The sequence below is a fragment of the Serratia sp. ID 25-353 genome (assembly GCF_054792795.1).
Genome location: NZ_CM139236.1, coordinates 4,446,844 through 4,466,703 on the forward strand (window position 1 = coordinate 4,446,844; position 19,860 = coordinate 4,466,703).

At 61.1% G+C, this 19,860-nt stretch carries 16 protein-coding genes, 1 other RNA gene and 1 pseudogene; 11 read left to right on the forward strand and 7 right to left on the reverse strand.

Going from position 1 to position 19,860, the window contains the following annotated elements; translation table 11 throughout:
- Positions 1 to 158: 158 nt before the first annotated feature.
- The 5 genes from ACYF6X_RS21365 (at position 159) to ACYF6X_RS21385 (ending at position 2,900) form a co-directional block, all read left to right on the forward strand.
- The gene (locus ACYF6X_RS21365) at positions 159 to 464 is read left to right on the forward strand and encodes an ElaB/YgaM/YqjD family protein (RefSeq protein ID WP_004937125.1); all 306 of its coding nucleotides are present in this window, start codon (positions 159 to 161) and stop codon (positions 462 to 464) included.
- 2 nt (positions 465 to 466) lie between these two features.
- Positions 467 to 868: a phage holin family protein gene (locus ACYF6X_RS21370; protein ID WP_015379160.1), complete on the forward strand. Its 402-nt coding sequence runs from the start codon at positions 467 to 469 to the stop codon at positions 866 to 868.
- Complete coding sequence (locus tag ACYF6X_RS21375; protein WP_004937121.1) at positions 865 to 1,152, forward strand: YqjK-like family protein; 288 nt, start codon at positions 865 to 867, stop codon at positions 1,150 to 1,152. Before ACYF6X_RS21370 ends, ACYF6X_RS21375 begins: the two co-directional genes overlap by 4 nt.
- Positions 1,153 to 1,446: 294 nt before the next feature.
- The gene (locus ACYF6X_RS21380) at positions 1,447 to 1,842 is read left to right on the forward strand and encodes a DoxX family protein (RefSeq protein ID WP_004937119.1); all 396 of its coding nucleotides are present in this window, start codon (positions 1,447 to 1,449) and stop codon (positions 1,840 to 1,842) included.
- A 71-nt stretch (positions 1,843 to 1,913) separates the two neighbouring features.
- On the forward strand, positions 1,914 to 2,900 hold the full coding sequence (locus ACYF6X_RS21385) for a glutathione S-transferase family protein (RefSeq protein WP_130017727.1): 987 nt from the start codon (positions 1,914 to 1,916) through the stop codon (positions 2,898 to 2,900).
- A 51-nt stretch (positions 2,901 to 2,951) separates the two neighbouring features.
- Here ACYF6X_RS21385 and ACYF6X_RS21390 read toward each other — a convergent pair whose 3' ends face one another.
- Positions 2,952 to 3,848 carry a LysR family transcriptional regulator gene (locus tag ACYF6X_RS21390; protein WP_004937113.1) on the reverse strand — a complete coding sequence of 299 codons (897 nt, stop codon included), beginning with the start codon at positions 3,846 to 3,848 and terminating at the stop codon, positions 2,952 to 2,954.
- 107 nt (positions 3,849 to 3,955) lie between these two features.
- Between ACYF6X_RS21390 and ACYF6X_RS21395 the strand changes: the two genes are divergently transcribed.
- Complete coding sequence (locus ACYF6X_RS21395) at positions 3,956 to 4,657, forward strand: pirin family protein (RefSeq protein WP_060424694.1); 702 nt, start codon at positions 3,956 to 3,958, stop codon at positions 4,655 to 4,657.
- A gap of 57 nt (positions 4,658 to 4,714) precedes the next feature.
- Here ACYF6X_RS21395 and rnpB read toward each other — a convergent pair.
- Positions 4,715 to 5,092, reverse strand: an RNA gene (rnpB, locus tag ACYF6X_RS21400) — RNase P RNA component class A.
- Positions 5,093 to 5,133: 41 nt separating this feature from the next.
- Positions 5,134 to 5,997 (reverse strand): 16S rRNA (cytidine(1402)-2'-O)-methyltransferase, encoded by an 864-nt coding sequence (rsmI, locus tag ACYF6X_RS21405; protein ID WP_004937108.1) that lies wholly within the window; start codon positions 5,995 to 5,997, stop codon positions 5,134 to 5,136.
- 62 nt (positions 5,998 to 6,059) lie between these two features.
- Here rsmI and ACYF6X_RS21410 point away from each other — a divergent pair, with 62 nt between their 5' ends.
- From ACYF6X_RS21410 to dolP, 4 genes are read left to right on the forward strand one after another with little or no spacing between them, the layout of a single operon-like run.
- On the forward strand, positions 6,060 to 8,099 hold the full coding sequence (locus tag ACYF6X_RS21410; protein WP_130017726.1) for a penicillin-binding protein activator: 2,040 nt from the start codon (positions 6,060 to 6,062) through the stop codon (positions 8,097 to 8,099).
- Positions 8,096 to 8,449, forward strand: a complete 354-nt coding sequence (locus ACYF6X_RS21415) for a YraN family protein (RefSeq protein ID WP_019453117.1) — start codon at positions 8,096 to 8,098, stop codon at positions 8,447 to 8,449. The genes ACYF6X_RS21410 and ACYF6X_RS21415 overlap by 4 nt, the downstream gene beginning before the upstream one ends.
- A gap of 51 nt (positions 8,450 to 8,500) precedes the next feature.
- Positions 8,501 to 9,091 carry a DnaA initiator-associating protein DiaA gene (gene diaA / locus ACYF6X_RS21420; protein ID WP_063988614.1) on the forward strand — a complete coding sequence of 197 codons (591 nt, stop codon included), beginning with the start codon at positions 8,501 to 8,503 and terminating at the stop codon, positions 9,089 to 9,091.
- Positions 9,092 to 9,100: 9 nt separating this feature from the next.
- Positions 9,101 to 9,676: a division/outer membrane stress-associated lipid-binding lipoprotein gene (dolP, locus tag ACYF6X_RS21425; protein WP_004937101.1), complete on the forward strand. Its 576-nt coding sequence runs from the start codon at positions 9,101 to 9,103 to the stop codon at positions 9,674 to 9,676.
- A 40-nt stretch (positions 9,677 to 9,716) separates the two neighbouring features.
- On the opposite strand, the gene mtgA is transcribed toward dolP, so the two are convergent.
- The 4 genes and pseudogenes from mtgA to mnmL form a co-directional block, all read right to left on the reverse strand.
- Positions 9,717 to 10,448, reverse strand: coding sequence for a monofunctional biosynthetic peptidoglycan transglycosylase (gene mtgA / locus ACYF6X_RS21430; RefSeq protein ID WP_107227080.1), 732 nt, complete (start codon positions 10,446 to 10,448; stop codon positions 9,717 to 9,719).
- Positions 10,445 to 11,098 (reverse strand): isoprenoid biosynthesis glyoxalase ElbB, encoded by a 654-nt coding sequence (elbB, locus tag ACYF6X_RS21435; RefSeq protein ID WP_130017725.1) that lies wholly within the window; start codon positions 11,096 to 11,098, stop codon positions 10,445 to 10,447. The genes mtgA and elbB overlap by 4 nt, the downstream gene beginning before the upstream one ends.
- Positions 11,099 to 11,335: 237 nt before the next feature.
- Positions 11,336 to 13,675: an aerobic respiration two-component sensor histidine kinase ArcB gene (arcB, locus tag ACYF6X_RS21440; protein ID WP_130017724.1), complete on the reverse strand. Its 2,340-nt coding sequence runs from the start codon at positions 13,673 to 13,675 to the stop codon at positions 11,336 to 11,338.
- A 110-nt stretch (positions 13,676 to 13,785) separates the two neighbouring features.
- Positions 13,786 to 14,706: pseudogene (gene mnmL, locus ACYF6X_RS21445) on the reverse strand (tRNA modification radical SAM protein MnmL/YtqA); the annotation flags it as partial.
- 691 nt (positions 14,707 to 15,397) lie between these two features.
- Here mnmL and gltB point away from each other — a divergent pair.
- Entirely contained in the window at positions 15,398 to 19,858 is a 4,461-nt protein-coding gene (gene gltB, locus ACYF6X_RS21450) for a glutamate synthase large subunit (RefSeq protein WP_063988609.1), read from the forward strand.
- Positions 19,859 to 19,860: the final 2 nt, after the last annotated feature.

Sequence of the window (19,860 nt, forward strand, 5' to 3'; positions counted from 1 at the left end):
TACACCAGCGGATTTATCGATGAGAGCCCCATCACACGGGATTTCTTAAGCATATGGAATTGATGTCTGGTGTTATCTGCTGGCCATCACCCCTTTGCTCCGGCGAAAAAATCCGCTATGTTAAAAGTCTGTCGAAATAAACGTTAAGGAATAATCACATGGCACATGATTCAAATGCAGAAAACTTACGCGCTGAACTGAAGTCCTTAGCCGATACGCTGGAGGAAGTGCTGAACTCCTCCACCGACAAGCCGAAAGCCGAGCTTGAGAAGCTGCGTTCGAAAGCGGAAGGCGCGCTGAAAGAGACCCGCGCTCGCCTGAGCGACGCCGGTGACAAGCTGGCTTCGCAAACCAAACAGATCGCAGGCCAGGCCGACGACTACGTGCGCGACAACCCGTGGACCGGCATCGGTATCGGTGCGGCGGTTGGCGTCGTGCTGGGCGTACTGCTCGCGCGTCGCTAATCATGGCTGAACAACCGCAAGTGCGCGCGCAGGGCCCCGCCAAAGGGGTCCTGGATATCGGTCAGCGCATCATCACGATCCTGGTCGGCATGGTGGAAACCCGTGTCCGGCTGGCGGTGGTCGAGTTGGAGGAGGAGAAAGCCAACCTCATTCAACTGCTGATCATGGCCGGTATGACGCTGCTGTTCACCGCCTTCGGTTTGATGAGCCTGTTGATCCTGATCTTTTGGGCCATCGATCCGGTCTACCGGCTGGTGGCGCTGGGCGCCACGACCGGCGTGCTGCTGTTCCTGGCCGTGGTCGGCACCATCTGGACGCTGGTCAAGGCCCGTCGCACCACGCTGCTCGGCGCGACGCGCAAGCAGTTGGAACTCGACCGCGCCGAACTGGAGCGCGAGCCATGAGCCGCCGCCGCTACCTGGAATGGAAAAAAGAGAGGCTGATTCGCCAGATCCAGCAGCAACGCCTGGATCTGGCCGAACACAAGTCTCTGTGGCTGGAAAAGACCGAACGCATTGACCGCGGCTGGCAGACGGTGTTTGGCCTGCGCCGCTATCTGGTGCTCGGTTCCAGCGTCATGGCGCTGTACGGCATCCGCCACCCCAGCAAGATGATCCGCTGGTCACGCCGTGCTTTCGGCGCATGGAGCGCTATCCGCCTGTTTAAAAAGACCTTCTCCGCCAAGTAAGCGCCGCGCTTTTCCTTCAAACATCCTGTTGCTCCGCCCTCATTTTCCCCCTAAAACAGCGCGGCTTATCCCGAGGGCCGGGCAACCTGCTGACAAGCGTCAGTTTATTAGCACGCTAAAGATTCAGATTTTTTGAAAAATTACGACAGTTTTACTTGCTAACAACCTGAGCACTTCCCGCTTAACATTCACTCCATCAATTTGAGACGGAGCGGACAGGGTAAGAGACCCGCTACGCCGCCCGTTGATATGACTACCGCCGAACAGGCGCACAAAAACACTTTGGAGTAGATGATGAAAAAATTAGAAGATACAGGTTTGTTGGTTGCTCGTATTCTGATGCCAATTCTGTTTATCGTGGCAGGCTACGGCAAAATGGGTGACGCTTATGCCGGTACCCAACAGTACATGCAATCGATGGGCGTGCCTGGCTTCTTGCTGCCGCTGACCATCCTGCTGGAATTTGGCGGCGGTCTGGCGATCCTGTTCGGTTTCCTGACCCGCACCGTAGCGCTGTTCACTGCCGGTTTCACCATTCTGACCGCGCTGCTGTTCCACACTGACTTTGCAGAAGGCGTAAACCAGCTGATGTTCATGAAAAACCTGACCATCGCCGGCGGTTTCATCGTGTTGGCGGTTGCAGGCCCGGGCGGCTTCAGCATCGACCGTCTTCTGAATAAGAAATGGTAATCTAAACTGTCATTCAGGGCCCGGCATGCCGGGCCCTGTCGTTTTTTAACTCGGACACCAAGGAGATTCCCATGGGACAACTCGTCGATGGCGTTTGGCAAGACATCTGGTATGACACGAAATCTACCGGCGGCCGTTTCAAACGTTCAACCGCTCAGTTTCGCAATTGGGTGACCGCCGACGGTCAGCCGGGCGAACACGGCACGGGTGGCTTTCAGGCAGAAGCGGGCCGTTATCACCTGTATGTTTCTCTCGCCTGCCCCTGGGCGCACCGCACGCTGCTGATGCGCAAACTGAAAGGGCTGGAGCAGATCATTCCGGTCTCGGTGGTGCACCCGCTGATGCTGGAAAACGGCTGGACCTTCGGCCAGGATTTTCCTGAAACCACCGGCGATCCGCTGTATCACGCCGACTTCCTGTACCAGATCTACCTGCGGGCCGATCCGCACTACAGCGGGCGCGTGACCGTGCCGGTGCTGTGGGACAAACAGCGGCAAACCATCGTCAGCAACGAATCTGCCGACATCATCCGCATGTTCAACAGCGCGTTTGACGGCGTGGGCGCCCACGCGGGCGATTACTACCCGGCCGAGCTGCGCGGCAAAATCGATGAGCTGAACGGCTGGGTTTACGATCAAGTGAACAACGGCGTGTACAAGGCCGGTTTCGCCACCAGCCAGGAAGCGTATGACGACGCGGTCAACGGGGTCTTCAACGCGCTGGAGCGCCTGGAGCAGATCCTGGGGCAACACCGCTACCTGACCGGCGATCGGCTGACCGAAGCCGACCTGCGTCTGTGGACCACGCTGGTGCGCTTCGATCCGGTGTACGTCACCCACTTCAAGTGCGATAAACACCGCATCAGCGACTACCTGAACCTGTACGGTTTCCTGCGTGACATCTACCAGATGCCGGGTATCACCGAAACGGTCAGCCTGCCGCACATTCGCAACCACTACTACCGCAGCCACGCCACCATCAACCCGCACGGCATCATTTCCATCGGGCCGGCGCAGGATCTGGACGAGCCGCACGGCCGCGACCAGCGCTTCGGCTAAGGCAAAAAAAATCCCCTCGCCGCCCGGCAAGGGGATGTCATCCAAGCGATGTTAGCGCTGCGCGAACAGGCGCGGAATTTCGCGCAGGAACCAGGCTTTCGCCTCCCCCATGCTGTCGCGTCGCCAGGCCATGATGATATCGGCTTCGCGGCTGTATTCCGGCCCCACCACGCGCAGCCGCCCGGCTTCGATATCTTTCTCCACCATCGGATACGGCATGGTCGCCACCCCCAACCCGGCCAGCAGCGCCAGACGCTTGTCTTCGATGGTGCTCACCGTCAGACGCTGCTGCTTATCCAGCAGCTGCACGGTCAACACCGGACGCTCGCGGGCGGTATCCGCCACCGCGATGCCACGGTATTTCACGCGGGTCACCTCGGACAGCGGCTCCGGCTCCTGGTGGATAGGATGATCCGGCGCGGCGACGTAAACGCTCATCACCTTGTACAGTTTGCGGGTGTTGATCTCCGACGACGCGCGAAAATGCATGTCCGGCGCGATCACGATGTCGGCGCGCCCCTGCTCCAGCCGCTCCCAGGCGCCCGCCAGCACCTCGGTGAAAATCGACACCTGGGTGTTGGCCTTCAGCGCCAGCTTGTCCACCAGCGGGAACAGCAGGCTCGGCGGCGACAGCGCTTCGCTGACGATGGTCAGGTGAGTTTCCCAACCGCGCGCCAGCGCCTCGGCGTCGGTGGTCAGCTTGTCGGCCGCTTCCAGCAGCACCCGCCCGCGTTCCAGCAACATGCGCCCCACATTGGTGAACTTGGTGCGGTGGCCCGAACGGTCGAACAGCACCACGTCCAATTCTTCTTCCAATTTTTGCATGGTGTAGCTGAGCGCCGACGGCACCCGGCCCAGTTCGTCGGCGGCCGCGGCGAAGCTGCCGCGCCGGTCGATCGCGTCCATCACTCTCAGCGCCTCAAGCGTGAGCGCCCGATCTCTGGCCATCACATCCCTCTGTCAGGAAATTTGAATATGCCGACCAGATTAACTGGCTAACAATCCGACGTCCAGATGCTTACCATTTGGATAATGAATTTAGAGAGCCGATTGCCATGATTACATGCAGAACAGCACAACAATGCGGGCAAGCTGACTTTGGTTGGCTGCAGGCTCGCTACACCTTTTCCTTTGGTCACTACTTCGATCCCAAACTGATGGGCTACGCGTCGCTGCGGGTGCTGAATCAGGAGGTGCTGGCGCCGGGCGCGTCGTTCCAGCCGCGCACCTATCCCAGCGTGGATATCCTGAACCTGATCCTGCAGGGCGAGGCGGAATACCGCGACAGCGACGGCAACGCCGCGCGCGCCAAAGCCGGCGAAGCGCTGCTGCTGGCCACCCAGCCGGGCCTGAGCTACAGCGAACAAAACGTCAGCAGCGATACGCCGCTAACCCGCCTGCAGCTGTGGCTGGACGCCTGCCCGGAACGTAACAACGAGCGGGTGCAGCGCCTGACGCTGCCGGCGGCAGGTAACCTGCTGCTGGCCTCGCCGGACGGCGCGCAGGGCAGCCTGCAGCTGCGCCAGCAGGTTTGGATCCACCATCTCGATCTGCAGCCGGGCGAAGAACAAACGCTGACGATTAACGGGCCACGCGCCTATTTGCAGTCGATTCACGGCACCATCGCCGCCACCGGCGAGCGCCACGAAGCGCAGCGCCTGACCTGCGGCGACGGCGCCTTCGTGCGCGAGGAGAATCGCCTGACGATCCGCGCCGAGACGCCGCTGCGCGCACTGCTGATTGACCTGCCGGTGTAAATCGGCCGGAAAACGAAAAACCCCGCGCAACTGACGTTGCGCGGGGTTTTCTTTTGTCGAGGGAGTTGACCGGTAAGCCGGGTTCTGTCGTGGACAGTCATTCCTCTAGGCCAGCAATCGCTCACTGGCTCAAGCAGCCTACCCGGGTTCAGTACGGGCCGTACCATGTGAACCCCTATTTGGCCTTGCTCCGGGTGGAGTTTACCGTGCCACGAACTGTTGCCAGCCGCGCGGTGCGCTCTTACCGCACCCTTTCACCCTTACCTGATCCCGCTTGCGCGGGCCATCGGCGGTTTGCTCTCTGTTGCACTAGTCGTAGGCTTGCGCCTCCCAGGCGTTACCTGGCACCCTGCCCTATGGAGCCCGGACTTTCCTCCCCTCCATCTGTCTCCCCGAAGAGGACGGCAATAAAGCGGCGACTGTCTGGTCAACTCCGGCGCGGATAGTAGCGTCGCGGCAGCGGCAGGTCAACCGCTTTACGGCTGTTGTTGCTCCAGCGCGTGCTTATACAGCGCATTTTTCTTCACGCCGTGGATTTCCGCCGCCAGCGCTGCCGCCTTTTTCAGCGGCAGCTCTTTTTGCAGCAGCGCCAGCGTGCGCAGCGCCTCGAGCGGCAGCGCATCCTCCTGCGCCTTGTGGCCTTCGACGATCAGCACCATCTCGCCACGGCGGCGCACTTCATCTTCCTGCACCCACGCCAGCAGTTCGCCCACCGGCGCGCCGTGGATAGATTCCCAGGTTTTGGTCAGCTCGCGCGCCAGCACCACATAGCGCTGCGGGCCCCAGACGGTGACCATGTCTTGCAGGCTTTCCAGCAGGCGGTGAGTGGATTCGTAGAAAATCAGCGTGCGCGGTTCCTCCGCCAGCGCCATCAGCGTATCCTTGCGCCCCTTGGTTTTCGCCGGCAGGAAGCCTTCGTAGCAGAAGCGGTCGGAAGCAACGCCCGCGGCGCACAGCGCGGTAGTGGCGGCGCAGGCGCCCGGCAGTGGCACCACGCGAATGCCGGCCTCGCGGCAGCGGCGCACCAGGTGATAACCGGGATCGTTGATCAGCGGCGTGCCGGCGTCGGACACCAGCGCGATGCTCTGGCCTTCCTGCAGTTTCGCCAGCAGCTGATCGGCTTTTTGCTGTTCGTTGTGATCGTGCAGCGCGAACAGACGCGCGTTGATCGCGAAGTGTTGCAACAGCAATCCGGTATGGCGCGTGTCTTCCGCCGCGATCAGATCAACGCTTTTCAGTACCTCTAACGCGCGGTGGGTGATATCGCCCAGATTGCCGATGGGAGTGGGCACCACATACAGCGTTGATGCAGAAATGACTGATTGTTGGTGTTGATTCATTGTTTCATCCGGGTTGCCGATTTAATATTGAGCATCTTGAAAAAAACATCACTGGATACAGTATGCTTTCCTCAACATTCGTTCGTACCAAAGCAGGGCGTTCCAAGCCTGTCCGACTTACTGCAGTCATCGCGGCCGCCCTTTTCCTGGCAGGCTGTCCAAGTCGGGCCCCGCAAACGCCGCCCGCCAATATACAGGACGAAGCGAGCGCCAGCTCCGATTACTACCTGCAGCAGTTGCAGCAAAGCAGCGATGATAACAAGGCTGACTGGCAATTACTTGCTATTCGCGCCTTGCTGCGTGAAGGAAAACTGCCGCAGGCCGGCGACCAGTTGAGTCAACTGCCGAAAAATCTCAGCGGCGCGCAGCAGACTGAACGCCAGTTGCTGACCGCCGAACTGCAGATCGCCAACAAAAGCTACGTCAGCGCCCGCAGCACGCTGGGCCACCTGGACAGCGGTTCGCTGTCGCCGAATCAGAAGGTGCGCTACTACCAGGCGCAAATCGCCGCCAATCAGGGCAAAGCGTCGCTGCCATTGATCCGCGCCTATATCGCTCAGGAGCCGTTGCTGACCGGCAAACCGCACCAGGACAACCTGGATCAGACCTGGCAGGCGCTGCTGCAGCTGACGCCGCAGGAGATGAACAGCCTGGTGATCAACGCCGACGAGAACGTGCTGCAAGGCTGGCTGGATCTGCTGCGCGTCTATCAGGACAATAAGCAGGATCCCGATCTGCTGAAGGCCGGTATCAAAGACTGGCAGAACCGTTATCCGAAGAACCCGGCGGCCAAAACGCTGCCGGCTCGCCTGAACCAGGTGCTGAACTTCACCCAAGCCTCCACCTCGAAAATCGCCCTGCTGCTGCCGTTGAACGGCCAGGCGAAAGTATTCGCCGACGCCATCCAGCAAGGCTTCGAAGCGGCGAAAAACGGCGGTTCCATGCCGGCGCCGCAGCCTCAAGCCGCACAACCGGCCAGCACGCCGGCCCAAACGGCGCCGGCCGATCAGGCCGCCACGGGCGACATCAACGCCAACGGCGCGGTCAGCCCTTCGGCGCAAGAGAGCCAGCCTGCCGTGACCGCCGCGCAACCCGCTGCGCCGTCCAGCGCGCCGATAACGCCGCTGCAGGCCGCCAACGCGCAGGTCAAAGTGTACGACACCACCAGCCAGCCGCTGGCCGCCTTGCTGAGCCAGGCGCAGCAGGATGGCGCCACCCTGGTGGTCGGCCCGCTGCTGAAAGAGAACGTCGATCAGCTGTCCGCCAGCACCACCACGCTGAACGTACTGGCGCTCAACCAGCCGGAAACGCCGAAGGACAACCTGAACATCTGTTACTTCGCCCTGTCGCCGGAAGATGAAGCGCGCGACGCCGCCCGCCACATCTGGGAACAGCAGAAGCGTCAACCGCTGTTGCTGGTCCCGCGCGGCGCCTTCGGCGATCGCGTCGCCAAGGCCTTTAACCAGGAATGGCAGAAGCAAGGCGGGCAAACCGTACTGCGTCAGGACATCGGCTCCGCCGGCGAGCTGCGCCAAATGGTCAACAGCGGCGGCATCCGCATGACCGGTACGCCGATGTCGAGCGCCCCGGCGCCGCAGAGCGTCACCATCGCCGGGCTAACCATTCCGGCGCCGCCGAGCGACGTGCCCGCCGCGACCGGCGGCAGCGTCGACGCGGTGTATATCGTTGCTACCCAGTCCCAGCTGACGCTGATCAAACCGATGATCGACATGGCCACCAGTTCGCGCGGCAAGCCGGCGATGTACGCCAGCTCGCGCAGCTACCAGGCCGGCGCCGGCCCGGACTTCCGTCTGGAAATGGAAGGCCTGCAGTTCAGCGATATCCCGCTGCTGGCCGGCTCAAACCCTCAGCTGTTGCAGCAGGCCAGCGCGCGCTTCCGTAACGACTACTCGCTGGTGCGCCTGTATGCGATGGGAATGGATGCCTGGACATTGGCCAACCACTTTGCTGAAATGCGCCAGCTGCCGGGCTTCCAGGTTTCCGGCACCACCGGTACGCTGAGCGCGTCGCCGAACTGCGTGATCAACCGTAAGCTGCCTTGGCTGCAATACCGTCAGGGCACGGTCGTGCCGGTCTCTTGAACCCACGCGCCTCCGGGGCGGGCTATGAGTTACTGGCCCGCCGTCACCTGGAACACGCCGGGCTCACCTTCTGCGCCGCCAACGTCGCGGTGCGCGGCGGTGAGCTCGACCTCATCATGCGCGACGGTGCCACCTGGGTGTTCGTCGAAGTGCGCTACCGCCGCAACGACGCCTTCGGCGGCGCGGCCGCCAGCGTCACCTCTCGCAAACAACAGCGGCTGCTGCATGCTGCCGCCGTCTGGCTGGCGGGGCGCGGAGCCAGTTTTGACACATCATCTTGCCGTTTTGATGTTTTGGCCATTACCGGTAGCCAGTTAGAATGGATACCCAACGCCTTCAATGCGGATTAATCGGGGTTTTGCGGCGCAGACCGGCCCTTTGACTTAGTGGATTAATACAACGTGCTGGATAGAATTAAAGCCTGTTTTACCGAAAGCATCCAAACCCAGATTGCGGCGGCGGAAGCGTTGCCGGACGCCATTTCCCGCGCTGCGATGACGCTGGTTCAATCCTTACTCAACGGCAACAAAATCCTGTGCTGCGGCAACGGCACCTCGGCGGCCAACGCGCAGCACTTTGCCGCCAGCATGATCAACCGTTTTGAAACCGAGCGCCCCAGCCTGCCGGCCATCGCCCTCAACGCCGACAACGTGGTGCTGACGGCGATCAGCAACGATCGGCTGCACGACGAAGTGTATGCCAAGCAGGTGCGCGCGCTCGGGCACACCGGCGACGTGCTGCTGGCGATTTCCACCCGCGGCAACAGCCGTGATATTGTGAAAGCGGTCGAGGCGGCCGTCACGCGCGATATGACCATCGTCGCGCTCACCGGCTACGACGGCGGCGAGCTGGCCGGGCTGCTCGGCCAGCAGGATGTCGAAATCCGCATCCCGTCGCACCGCAGCTCGCGCATTCAGGAAATGCATATGCTGACCGTAAACTGCCTGTGCGACCTGATAGACAATACGTTATTCCCCCACCAGGACGATTAAGGAACTGAGATGAAGCTAAAAGCCACATTTGCAGTGCTGTCCAGCGCCCTGCTGTTGCAAGGCTGTATCGCCGGCGTCGTCGTCGGCAGTGCGGCCGTCGCGACCAAAACCGCCACCGACCCGCGCAGCGTCGGGACCCAGGTGGATGACGGCACGCTGGAAGCCAGGGTCGAAAGCGCCCTAAGCAAAGACCAGCAGTTGAAGAAAGACGCCCGAGTGGTCGCCACCGCCTATCAGGGCAAAGTGCTGTTGACCGGCCAGTCGCCTAACGCCGATCTCACCGCGCGCGCCAAGCAGATCGCCATGGGCGTGGAAGGCACGACCGAAGTGTATAACGAAATCCGTCAGGGCACGCCGGTCAGCCTGAGCACCGCGTCCTCCGACACCTGGATCACCACCAAGGTGCGTTCGCAGCTGCTCACCAGCGATACGGTGAAATCGTCCAACGTGAAGGTCACCACCGAAAACGGCGAAGTGTTCTTGCTGGGCCTGGTCACGCAGCAGGAAGGGCAGTCGGCGGCGCAGATCGCCAGCCAGGTCAGCGGCGTGAAGCACGTCACCACCGCCTTTACCTATGTGAAGTAATCCGCTCTGGCGGGAGCGGCGCCGTGCCGTTCCCGCCCGCTTAATCCAGCTTGTTCTCTTTCAGGAAACCTTCCCCGCCCAGCTGCCGCATCTGGCGCATGATCCACTGTTGACGCTGCACCACATAGCCGGACGGCGCATCGGCCCTGAAGCGGTGCGGATTCGGCAATACCGCCGCCAGCAGCGCCGCTTCGGCCGCGCTCAGCCGTTTGGCCGGCTTATGGAAAAAGCGCTGTGAAGCCTCCTCCACGCCGAACACCCCGTCGCCGAACTCGACGATGTTCAGATACACCGTCAGAATGCGCCGCTTGGTCCACACCAGCTCGATGCCCGACGTCAATCCGGCCTCCAGACCTTTACGCAGCCAGCTGCGGCCATCCCACAGAAACAGGTTTTTGGCGGTTTGCTGCGACAGCGTGGACGCACCGCGGATGCGCGTCGGGCGCTTCTCGTTGTGGCTGAGCGCCTTTTCAATGGCCGCCACGTCGAAGCCCCAATGGTCTGGAAACTTCTGATCCTCAGCCGCCATCACCGCCAGCGCCATCTGCGGCGAGATGTCGTCCATCGACACCCAGTCCGAATGGGCGACGTAGCCGAAGTCGCCGCTCAGCCAGGCGCTGACTTGTCTCTCCACCATCACGGCGGAAAACGGCACCGGCAGGAAGGCGAAGGCCACAATGCCCAACACCCACAGGCCGAGAATCGCGATGACCCCGCGCTTCAGCCAATACCACGGGCGCAGCCACCGCCATCCGCCGAGCGATTTTCTCATTCAGCCAGTTCCAGCACCCGCGCCACCAGCTTATCGATGCCGAGGGCCGCCTGCGCGATCGACGGCGCCAGCATATAGGCCGGCGTGGTCACGACTTTATGTTCGCTGTCCACCACGATATCGTCCACCGGGCAAATCACCGGCTCGCCGCCCATGGCGTCAATCACTTCTCCCAGGTCCGGATCGTTGCCAATGGTCAGCCGCGCTTGTTGATCCAGCAGTTTCGGCAACAGCGCCGGCGCGATGCACATCAGGCCAATTGGTTTGCTGGCCTTATGCATCTCACGCGTCAGACGCGCCAAATCTTCATCAACCCAACATTCCGCGCCGGCTTCGGCAAAATTGCTGAGGTTCTTGGCGGCGCCAAAGCCGCCGGGCACGATCAGCGCATCCAGCTGCGCGGCCTCCGCCAGCGCCAGCGGCTGCACCGCGCCGCGGGCAATGCGCGCCGATTCAATCAGGACATTGCGCGACTCCGCCATCTCCTCACCAGATAAGTGATTAATAACATGGCGTTGTGGTTTATCAGGCGCAAAGCACACCGCCTGCGCGCCGGCACGGTCCAACGCCAGCAGCGTCAGCACCGCTTCATGGATCTCCGTACCGTCATAAACGCCGCTGCCGCTGAGGACTACACCCACCTTTTTCATCACTCTTACTCCTGTCGTCGCTGTCAACTGGTTCGTGCTCGGAGTTGACAAACACTAATCTACATCACACATTTTAATGAATCTTCTAACAAGAGCGCTTACATTTGCTATGTTGTTGGCTGTATGATGTTTAGGAATTCGCAACAACCTGCTCGACCAGAACACTGAAACCAATACGCAGGTTCACAATTTCCCTGGTGTTGGCGCAATATTCGCGCACCCCGGCTTAGGTCGGGGTCATTTTTTTTCAGCGTTCTCTACCCAAGCCCGCAGTACCTGCACATCGTTGCGCCACTCTTGCTTCAGCTCATCCACCCAATCCTGCACGTTATCCCACCAGGCCGGCAGCGTCGGCGTTTGAATCTGCTGCGCCAGCTGCTGCAGATGGCGCAGACCGACCGAACCGGCGGCTCCCTTGATCTTGTGACCTTCCTCGGTGATGCCTTTCTGATCGCGCGCCGTCATGTTGGAGTCCAGCACCGCCAGATAACCCGGCATCATTTGTTCGAACATCTCCAGGCTTTGGTGGATCAGCTGCGGGCCAACCAGATCCATGTACTGCTCCAGCATCGCGGTATCGAGTAACGACTCATTAATCTGCATCGCCTTGTGCTCCGTTTTCTTTGAAGTGTGAGAAGGTTGATGATCCCAATAGTGTTTGATGACCTGGGTCAGCGCCGGCACCGACAACGGCTTGCTCAGCACATCGTCCATGCCCGCCTCGAGATACTCTTTTTTGTCTTTCAGCACGTTGGCGGTCAGGGCCACCAGCGGCGGCAGCACCTGCCCGGCGTAGCGTTCGCGCAGCGCCCGGGCGATGTCCAGCCCGGTCATGTCCGGCAGTTGGATATCCAGCAGCACCAGATCGAACTCGTCCGGATCGAACATTGCCAGCGCATCGTGGCCGTTCATCGCCACTTCGACGCTGTTGCCCAATTTCTCCAGCACCGAGCGCGCCACGATCACGTTCAGTTCGATATCCTCCACCAGCAGGATATGTAGCGCCGGCAACGGCAGCTCTTCTTCCTCCGGTAGCTCGCTGACGGCTTCCTGCACCGCCGGCGCCTGGATGGTCAGAGTGAAGCAAGAACCGTGCCCCTGTTCGCTGCGCACGGTGATGTCACCGCCCATGCTCTGCGCCAGCCGCTTGGAGACCGCCAACCCGATGCCGGTGCCGGTAGCCGGGCGGCCACCGCGCTGATCTTTCACCTGGTAATACATGGCGAAGATCTTGTCCTGCTCGTCCTGAGGGATGCCCATGCCCGAATCCTCCACCTCGAACACCAGCTTCTCCTGCGCCTCGCGCCGCACGCGTACCACGATTTGCCCCTGCTGGGTGAATTTCACCGCGTTGCCGATCAGGTTCCACAAAATCTGCCGCAGGCGCGTGCCGTCGGTCACGATCTGCTGCGGCAGCGGCGTCTGCGGCTCCATGATGAACTGCAGTCCTTTCGGCTGCGCCAGCAGGCCGGAGAGGTTCTCCAGATCCGCCAGGAAGCCGGTGAAGTCCACCGGCTGGTTGTCGAGCTGCACCTTGCGCCGCTCGAGCTTATCCATTTCGATAATGTCGTTGAAGATATTGCCGAGGGTGATGGCGCTGACGTGAATGGTCTTCAGGTATTTCAACTGCTCGTCGTTCAGCTCGGTATCAAGCAGGATGCGACTCAGGCCAACGATGCCGTTAAGCGGCGTACGCAGCTCGTGGCTGATCGTGGAGATAAAGGTGGTCTTCTCCCTGCTGGCGTTCTCCAGCGCGTCCTGGTAGCGCTTACGCTCGGTAATATCGCGGCCGAAGCCCATCAGCCCGTGGCGTTTGCCCACCCGGTCGTAAAACGGGACCTTGCGCAGCTCGAAACAGGCCTTGCGGCCATCGGGATACACCAGCCACTGTTCGTAGGTCAGCGAGACGTTGTGGCGGAACACCTTCTCGTCGGTTTCAATGACCTTTTCGGCGATCTCCTGGCCGTAGACGTCGAACGGCGTCAGGCCGATCAGCTGCTTCTCGCTCTTACCGGTCAGCAGCTCCATCGCGCGGTTGCAGCCGGAAAATTCTTTGTCTTCGTTGCGGTAGTAGACCAGATCCGGCGAGGCATCGAGGAAGGAACGCAGCAGCGCCGATTGCTGGCCCAGCTCAATCTGCGCCAGTTCACGCTGTTCCATCTCTTCCGTCAGCTTGTCCATCACCTGCAGGCGTTCTTCTTCCGCCTTGATACGGTCGGCGATCTCCTGGTTCAGTTGGCTGATATTGTCCTTAAGCTGCTGATTGAGCTCCAGATCGCGGTGGCGCATCTCCTCCAGCTTGTCCACCAGCCGCGCCAGCCGCTGGCGCGACTCCTCCAGTTGCTCCACCACTACCGAGAGGAAGTAGACCGCCCACGGGGTGATCAACAGGCCGAAGAAGATCGAACGCACCACGTCGATGCTTTCCACTTCGCCGCGCAGCAGCATGGTCACCGCCATCTGCACCACCATCGCCAGCACCACCAGCGCCGAGGCCAGCAGCAGCGAGAAGCGTACCAACCCCAGTTTCACCATTAAATCGACGTAGTACTGGGCCAACACCCGGATTTGCTTCATAGCGGCTCCCATCAGACACAATCTTTTGAATCATACCGTAAAACAGCGGTGAGATAAGGCGGCAAACGCCGAAGTGTGGCAAAGATTGCACTGCAGAGCGGCATTCCGGGGCGGTAGCGCCGCTTTTCATCCAGCGCGCTGCCCTGCCCGCCGTATTGCTGCAGATAAGCGCCCACCGCCTGCATGCCGCGCCAGCGGTTTTCACACCACAGTGGCGCCAGCAGCGTGGGCCGACGGGCGCTGGCGGACAGGCGGTGATACACCACCTCGCCCGGCGTGTGGCGGATCATCTCCCCGGCGCTGGCGGCGTAGTCTTCCAGCACCAGTTCGGACAAACGCCCGGCTCGCCACGCGCGGGCCAGGGTACTGCCGGTAACGACGTGCAGCGGATGCAGCTTGATGCCATCCACGCCGGACTCCACCACCCGCTGCAACGTGAGCAGATGATCGCGCTGGGTCTCGCCCGGCAACCCGACGATCAGATGGCAGCACACCTTCAGCCCGCGCTGCCGAGCCCGTTGCGCGGTCTGCTGATAGCAGCGGAAATCATGGCCGCGGTTGATGCGTTTGAGCGTTTTATCTTGCGCCGTCTGCAGCCCCAGCTCCAGCCACACTTCGTAACCCTGTTCGCGATATCCCGTCAGCAGATCCAATGCGGCGGGCGGCACGCAATCCGGCCGGGTGCCGACGCACAGGCCGACCATCTCGCTCTGTGCCAACGCCTGCCGATACATCGACGCCAGTAGTTCGACCTCCGCATAGGTGCTGGTATAGGCCTGGAAATAGGCCAGATAGCGCTGCGCCCGGTCGACCCGCGCGGCCTGCCGCGCCAGCTGTTCGGCGATACTTTGCCGCTGCATCGCCTCATCGGCGAATGAAGCGACGTTGCAAAACGTACAGCCGCCGCGCCCCAACGTGCCGTCGCGGTTAGGGCAGCTGAATCCGCCGTGCAGCGTGAGTTTATGGATCTTTTCGCCATAGCGGCGCTGGAGATCTGCGCCAAACATATTGACTAATTGCGGCAACTGCATAATCTTGGTGATTCTCTGTGTTCAAAGCCGCGATGCTAATAAGAAACGGCTTTTCCCGCGATGACAGAGATCAACGCTTTCCCCGCAAGGCGCCACCAGGCATAACTATTCACCATAAACGCAAATCAATTCACTATAATTCTGATGAATTATTCTAATCGTCGCGCAACCGTTAACGGCAATATGACAATGCGGTGAAAAACAGTGACAAACATCAACAAAGAAATATCTTATAGAATAAAATTCTGCCATTAACCCCCGCACTAGCATGGTGCAGAGATTAAGGGGTTGCACTATAGTGAGACAGCTCACACTTCTGTGGGGATCGGCGTTGCCCCACGATAGTGCAAAAACGCATTAAACACCTTATCTTTCAAATAAATAAACATCATCAATTCGATAAGAATCTATCTTAAGCCCACATTTGACCTGCGAATTCTTTCTCGCTAAGTTGGAAGTCCGCTGGAAGCTTTCTGGACGGGCAAACGTCTCGTCATATTTATGCAGTAATTGAAGACTCCCTCTTAAAACAAGTCCTATACCACTTGTGAGACCGTCACGAGAGGCCATTGATGGAGGGCGGAAAAGCAGATTGGCGGGGTTAACTTGCTGATTGGACTTCTGCCTGAAATTGGGAAGCCCCCTCGCAGTAGGTTGTGAGAGTCACGCAGAGCCTGGGGAGGTTCACGATATGTTGTACGATAAATCCCAAGAGAGGGACAACTGTGGTTTCGGCCTGATCGCCCATATAGAAGGCGAACCTAGCCACAAGGTGGTGCGTACCGCCATTCACGCGCTGGCCCGCATGCAGCACCGTGGCGCGATCCTGGCCGACGGCAAGACCGGCGACGGCTGCGGCCTGTTGCTGCAAAAACCCGATCGCTTCTTCCGCATGGTGGCGGAAGAGCGCGGCTGGCGTTTGGCCAAGAACTACGCCGTCGGCATGATGTTCCTCAGCCAGAATGAAGAGGAAGCGCGCCTCAGCCGCCGCATCGTGGAAGAAGAGCTACAAAACGAAACGCTGTCGATCGTCGGCTGGCGTGAAGTGCCGACCAACCCGGACGTGCTGGGTGAAATCGCCCTCTCCTCCCTGCCGCGCATCGAGCAAATCTTCGTTAACGCCCCGGCCGGCTGGCGCCCGCGCGATATGGAACGCCGCCTGTTCGTGGCGCGCCGCCGCATCGAGAAACGCGTGCAGGACAACAGCTTCTACGTCTGCAGCTTCTCCAACCTGGTGACGATCTATAAAGGCCTGTGCATGCCTGCGGATCTGCCGCGCTTCTATCTCGATCTGGCGGACCTGCGCCTGGAATCGGCCATTTGCCTGTTCCACCAGCGCTTCTCCACCAACACCGTGCCGCGCTGGCCGCTGGCGCAGCCGTTCCGCTACCTGGCGCACAACGGCGAAATCAACACCATCACCGGCAACCGCCAGTGGGCGCGTGCCCGTACCTACAAATTCCAAACGCCGCTGATCCCGGATCTGCAAGCCGCCGCGCCGTTCGTCAACGAAACCGGCTCCGACTCCAGCTCGCTGGACAACATGCTGGAACTGTTGCTGGCGGGCGGGATGGATCTCATCCGCGCCATGCGCCTGCTGGTGCCACCGGCCTGGCAGAACAACCCGGACATGGACGGCGATCTGCGCGCCTTCTTCGACTTCAACTCGATGCACATGGAGCCGTGGGACGGCCCAGCCGGCATCGTGATGTCCGACGGCCGCTACGCCGCCTGTAACCTCGATCGCAACGGCCTGCGCCCGGCGCGCTATGTCATCACCAAAGACAAGCTGATCACCTGCGCCTCCGAAGTCGGCATCTGGGATTACCAGCCGGACGAAGTGGTGGAAAAAGGCCGCGTCGGCCCCGGCGAGCTGATGGTGATCGACACCCGCAGCGGCCGCATCCTGCACTCGGCGGAAACCGACAACGATCTGAAAAGCCGCCACCCGTATAAAGAGTGGATGGAGAAAAACGTCAAACGTCTGGTGCCGTTCGAAGATCTGCCGGACGATCAGGTCGGCAGCCGCGAGCTCGACGACGCGCAGCTCGAGACCTATCAGAAACAGTTCGGCTACAGCAGCGAAGAACTGGATCAGGTGATCCGCGTACTGGGCGAGATTGGCCAGGAAGCCACCGGTTCGATGGGCGACGATACCCCATTTGCCGTGCTCTCCAGCCGGCCGCGCATCGTTTACGACTATTTCCGCCAGCAGTTCGCGCAGGTCACCAACCCGCCGATCGATCCGCTGCGCGAAGCGCACGTCATGTCGCTGGCCACCAGTATCGGCCGTGAAATGAACGTGTTCTGTGAAGCCGAAGGCCAGGCGCACCGCCTGAGCTTCAAATCGCCGATCCTGCTGTACTCCGATTTCAAACAGCTCACCACGCTGGAAGGCGAATACTATCGCGCCGAGACGCTCGATCTGACCTTCGATCCGCAGCAGCAGGATCTGGAGCAGACCATTCGCGCCCTGTGCGACGAAGCGGAACGCAAGGTGCGCGAAGGCGCGGTGCTGTTGGTGTTGTCCGACCGCGCTATCACGCCCGGCCGCCTGCCGGTACCCGCCCCGATGGCCGTTGGCGCCGTGCAAACCCGCCTGGTGGAGAAAAGCCTGCGCTGCGACGCCAACCTGATCGTTGAAACCGCCAGCGCCCGCGATCCGCACCACTTCGCCGTGCTGCTCGGCTTCGGTGCGACCGCCATCTACCCGTATCTGGCCTATGAAACCCTGGCCAAGCTGGTGGACAGCCAAGCGATCGACAAGAAATACCGCGACGTGATGCTGAACTACCGCAACGGCATCAACAAAGGCCTGTATAAGATCATGTCCAAAATGGGCATCTCGACCATCGCCTCTTACCGCTGCTCCAAGCTGTTCGAAGCGGTCGGCCTGCATCGCGATCTGGCGGATCTGTGCTTCCAGGGCGTGGTCAGCCGCATCGGCGGCGCCAGCTTCAGCGATTTCCAGCAGGATCTGCAGAACCTTTCCAAGCGCGCCTGGCTGAAACGCAAACCGCTGGAGCAAGGCGGCCTGCTGAAGTTCGTGCACGGCGGCGAATACCACGCCTACAACCCGGACGTGGTGAACTCGCTGCAAAAAGCGGTGCACAGCGGGGAATACAGCGACTATCAGGCCTACGCCAAGCTGGTGAACGAGCGGCCGGTCGCCATGCTGCGCGATCTGCTGGCCATCACGCCGAAAGGCGAACCGATCCCGGTCGATCAGGTTGAACCGGCGGAGTCGCTGTTCAAACGCTTCGATACCGCGGCGATGTCGATCGGCGCACTGAGCCCGGAAGCACACGAGTCGCTGGCGATCGCCATGAACGGCCTCGGCGGCTTCTCCAACTCCGGCGAAGGCGGCGAAGATCCGGCGCGCTACCGCACCAACAAGGTGTCGCGCATCAAACAAGTGGCCTCCGGCCGCTTCGGCGTGACGCCGGCCTATCTGGTGAACGCCGACGTGATCCAGATTAAGGTGGCGCAGGGCGCCAAGCCGGGCGAAGGCGGCCAGTTGCCGGGCGATAAAGTCACTCCGTACATCGCCAGACTGCGTTACTCGGTGCCGGGCGTGACCCTGATCTCCCCGCCGCCGCACCACGACATCTACTCGATCGAAGATCTGGCGCAGCTGATCTTCGACCTGAAGCAGGTCAACCCGAAAGCGGTGATCTCGGTGAAACTGGTGTCCGAGCCGGGCGTCGGGACCATCGCCACCGGCGTGGCGAAAGCCTATGCCGACCTGATCACCATCGCCGGTTACGACGGCGGCACCGGCGCCAGCCCGCTGTCCTCGGTGAAATACGCCGGCTGTCCGTGGGAACTGGGCCTGGTGGAAACCCAGCAGGCGCTGGTGGCCAACGGCCTGCGCCACAAGATCCGCCTGCAGGTGGACGGCGGCCTGAAAACCGGCGTGGACATCGTCAAGGCGGCGATCCTGGGCGCGGAAAGCTTCGGCTTCGGCACCGGGCCGATGGTGGCGCTGGGCTGTAAATACCTGCGCATCTGCCACCTCAACAACTGCGCGACCGGCGTTGCGACTCAGGACGACAAGCTGCGCCGCGATCACTACCACGGCCTGCCGGAACGCGTGACGAATTACTTCCAGTTTATCGCGCGTGAAACCCGCGAGATCATGGCGCAGCTGGGCGTGAGCCAACTGGTGGATCTGATCGGCCGCACCGAGTTCCTGACCGAGCTGGACGGCATCTCCGCCAAGCAGAACAAGCTGGATCTGTCGCCGCTGCTGAAAACCGCCACGCCGCATTCGGGCAAAGCGGTGTACTGCACCGAAAGCAGCAACCCGGCGTTCGACAAGGGCCTGCTGAACAAAGAGCTGCTGGCTCAGGCGCAGCCGTATATCGAAGCGAAGCAGGGTAAAACCTTCTACTTCGACATTCGCAACACAGACCGCTCCGTAGGCGCCATGCTGTCCGGCGCTATCGCCGACGTGCACGGCGATCAGGGTATGGCAGCCGATCCGATCAAGGCGCACTTCTCCGGCACCGCCGGGCAGAGCTTCGGCGTCTGGAACGCCGGCGGCGTCGAGCTGACCCTGACCGGCGACGCCAACGACTATGTCGGCAAAGGCATGGCCGGCGGCAGCATCGCGGTGCGTCCGCCGATCGGCTCCGCCTTCCGCAGCCATGAAGCCAGCATCGTCGGCAACACCTGCCTGTACGGTGCCACCGGCGGCAAGCTGTTCGCCGCCGGCCGCGCGGGCGAACGCTTCGCGGTGCGCAACTCCGGCGCCATCACCGTGGTGGAAGGCATCGGCGACAACGGCTGCGAATACATGACCGGCGGCATCGTCTGCGTGCTGGGTAAAACCGGCATCAACTTCGGTGCCGGCATGACTGGTGGCTTCGCCTACGTGCTGGACGAAGACGGCGAGTTCCGCAAGCGCGTGAACCCGGAACTGGTGGAAGTGCTGGATGTCGATCAGTTGGCGATCCACGAGGAGCACTTGCGCGGCCTGATCACCGAACACGTGCAGGCGACCGGCTCTTCCCGCGCGGAAGAGATCCTGGCCAACTGGCCGGAGTGGGCGCCAAAGTTCGCCCTGGTCAAACCGAAGTCCAGCGATGTCAAAGCGCTGTTGGGTCACCGTAGCCGTTCCGCAGCCGAGCTGCGGGTGCAGGCGCAGTAAGA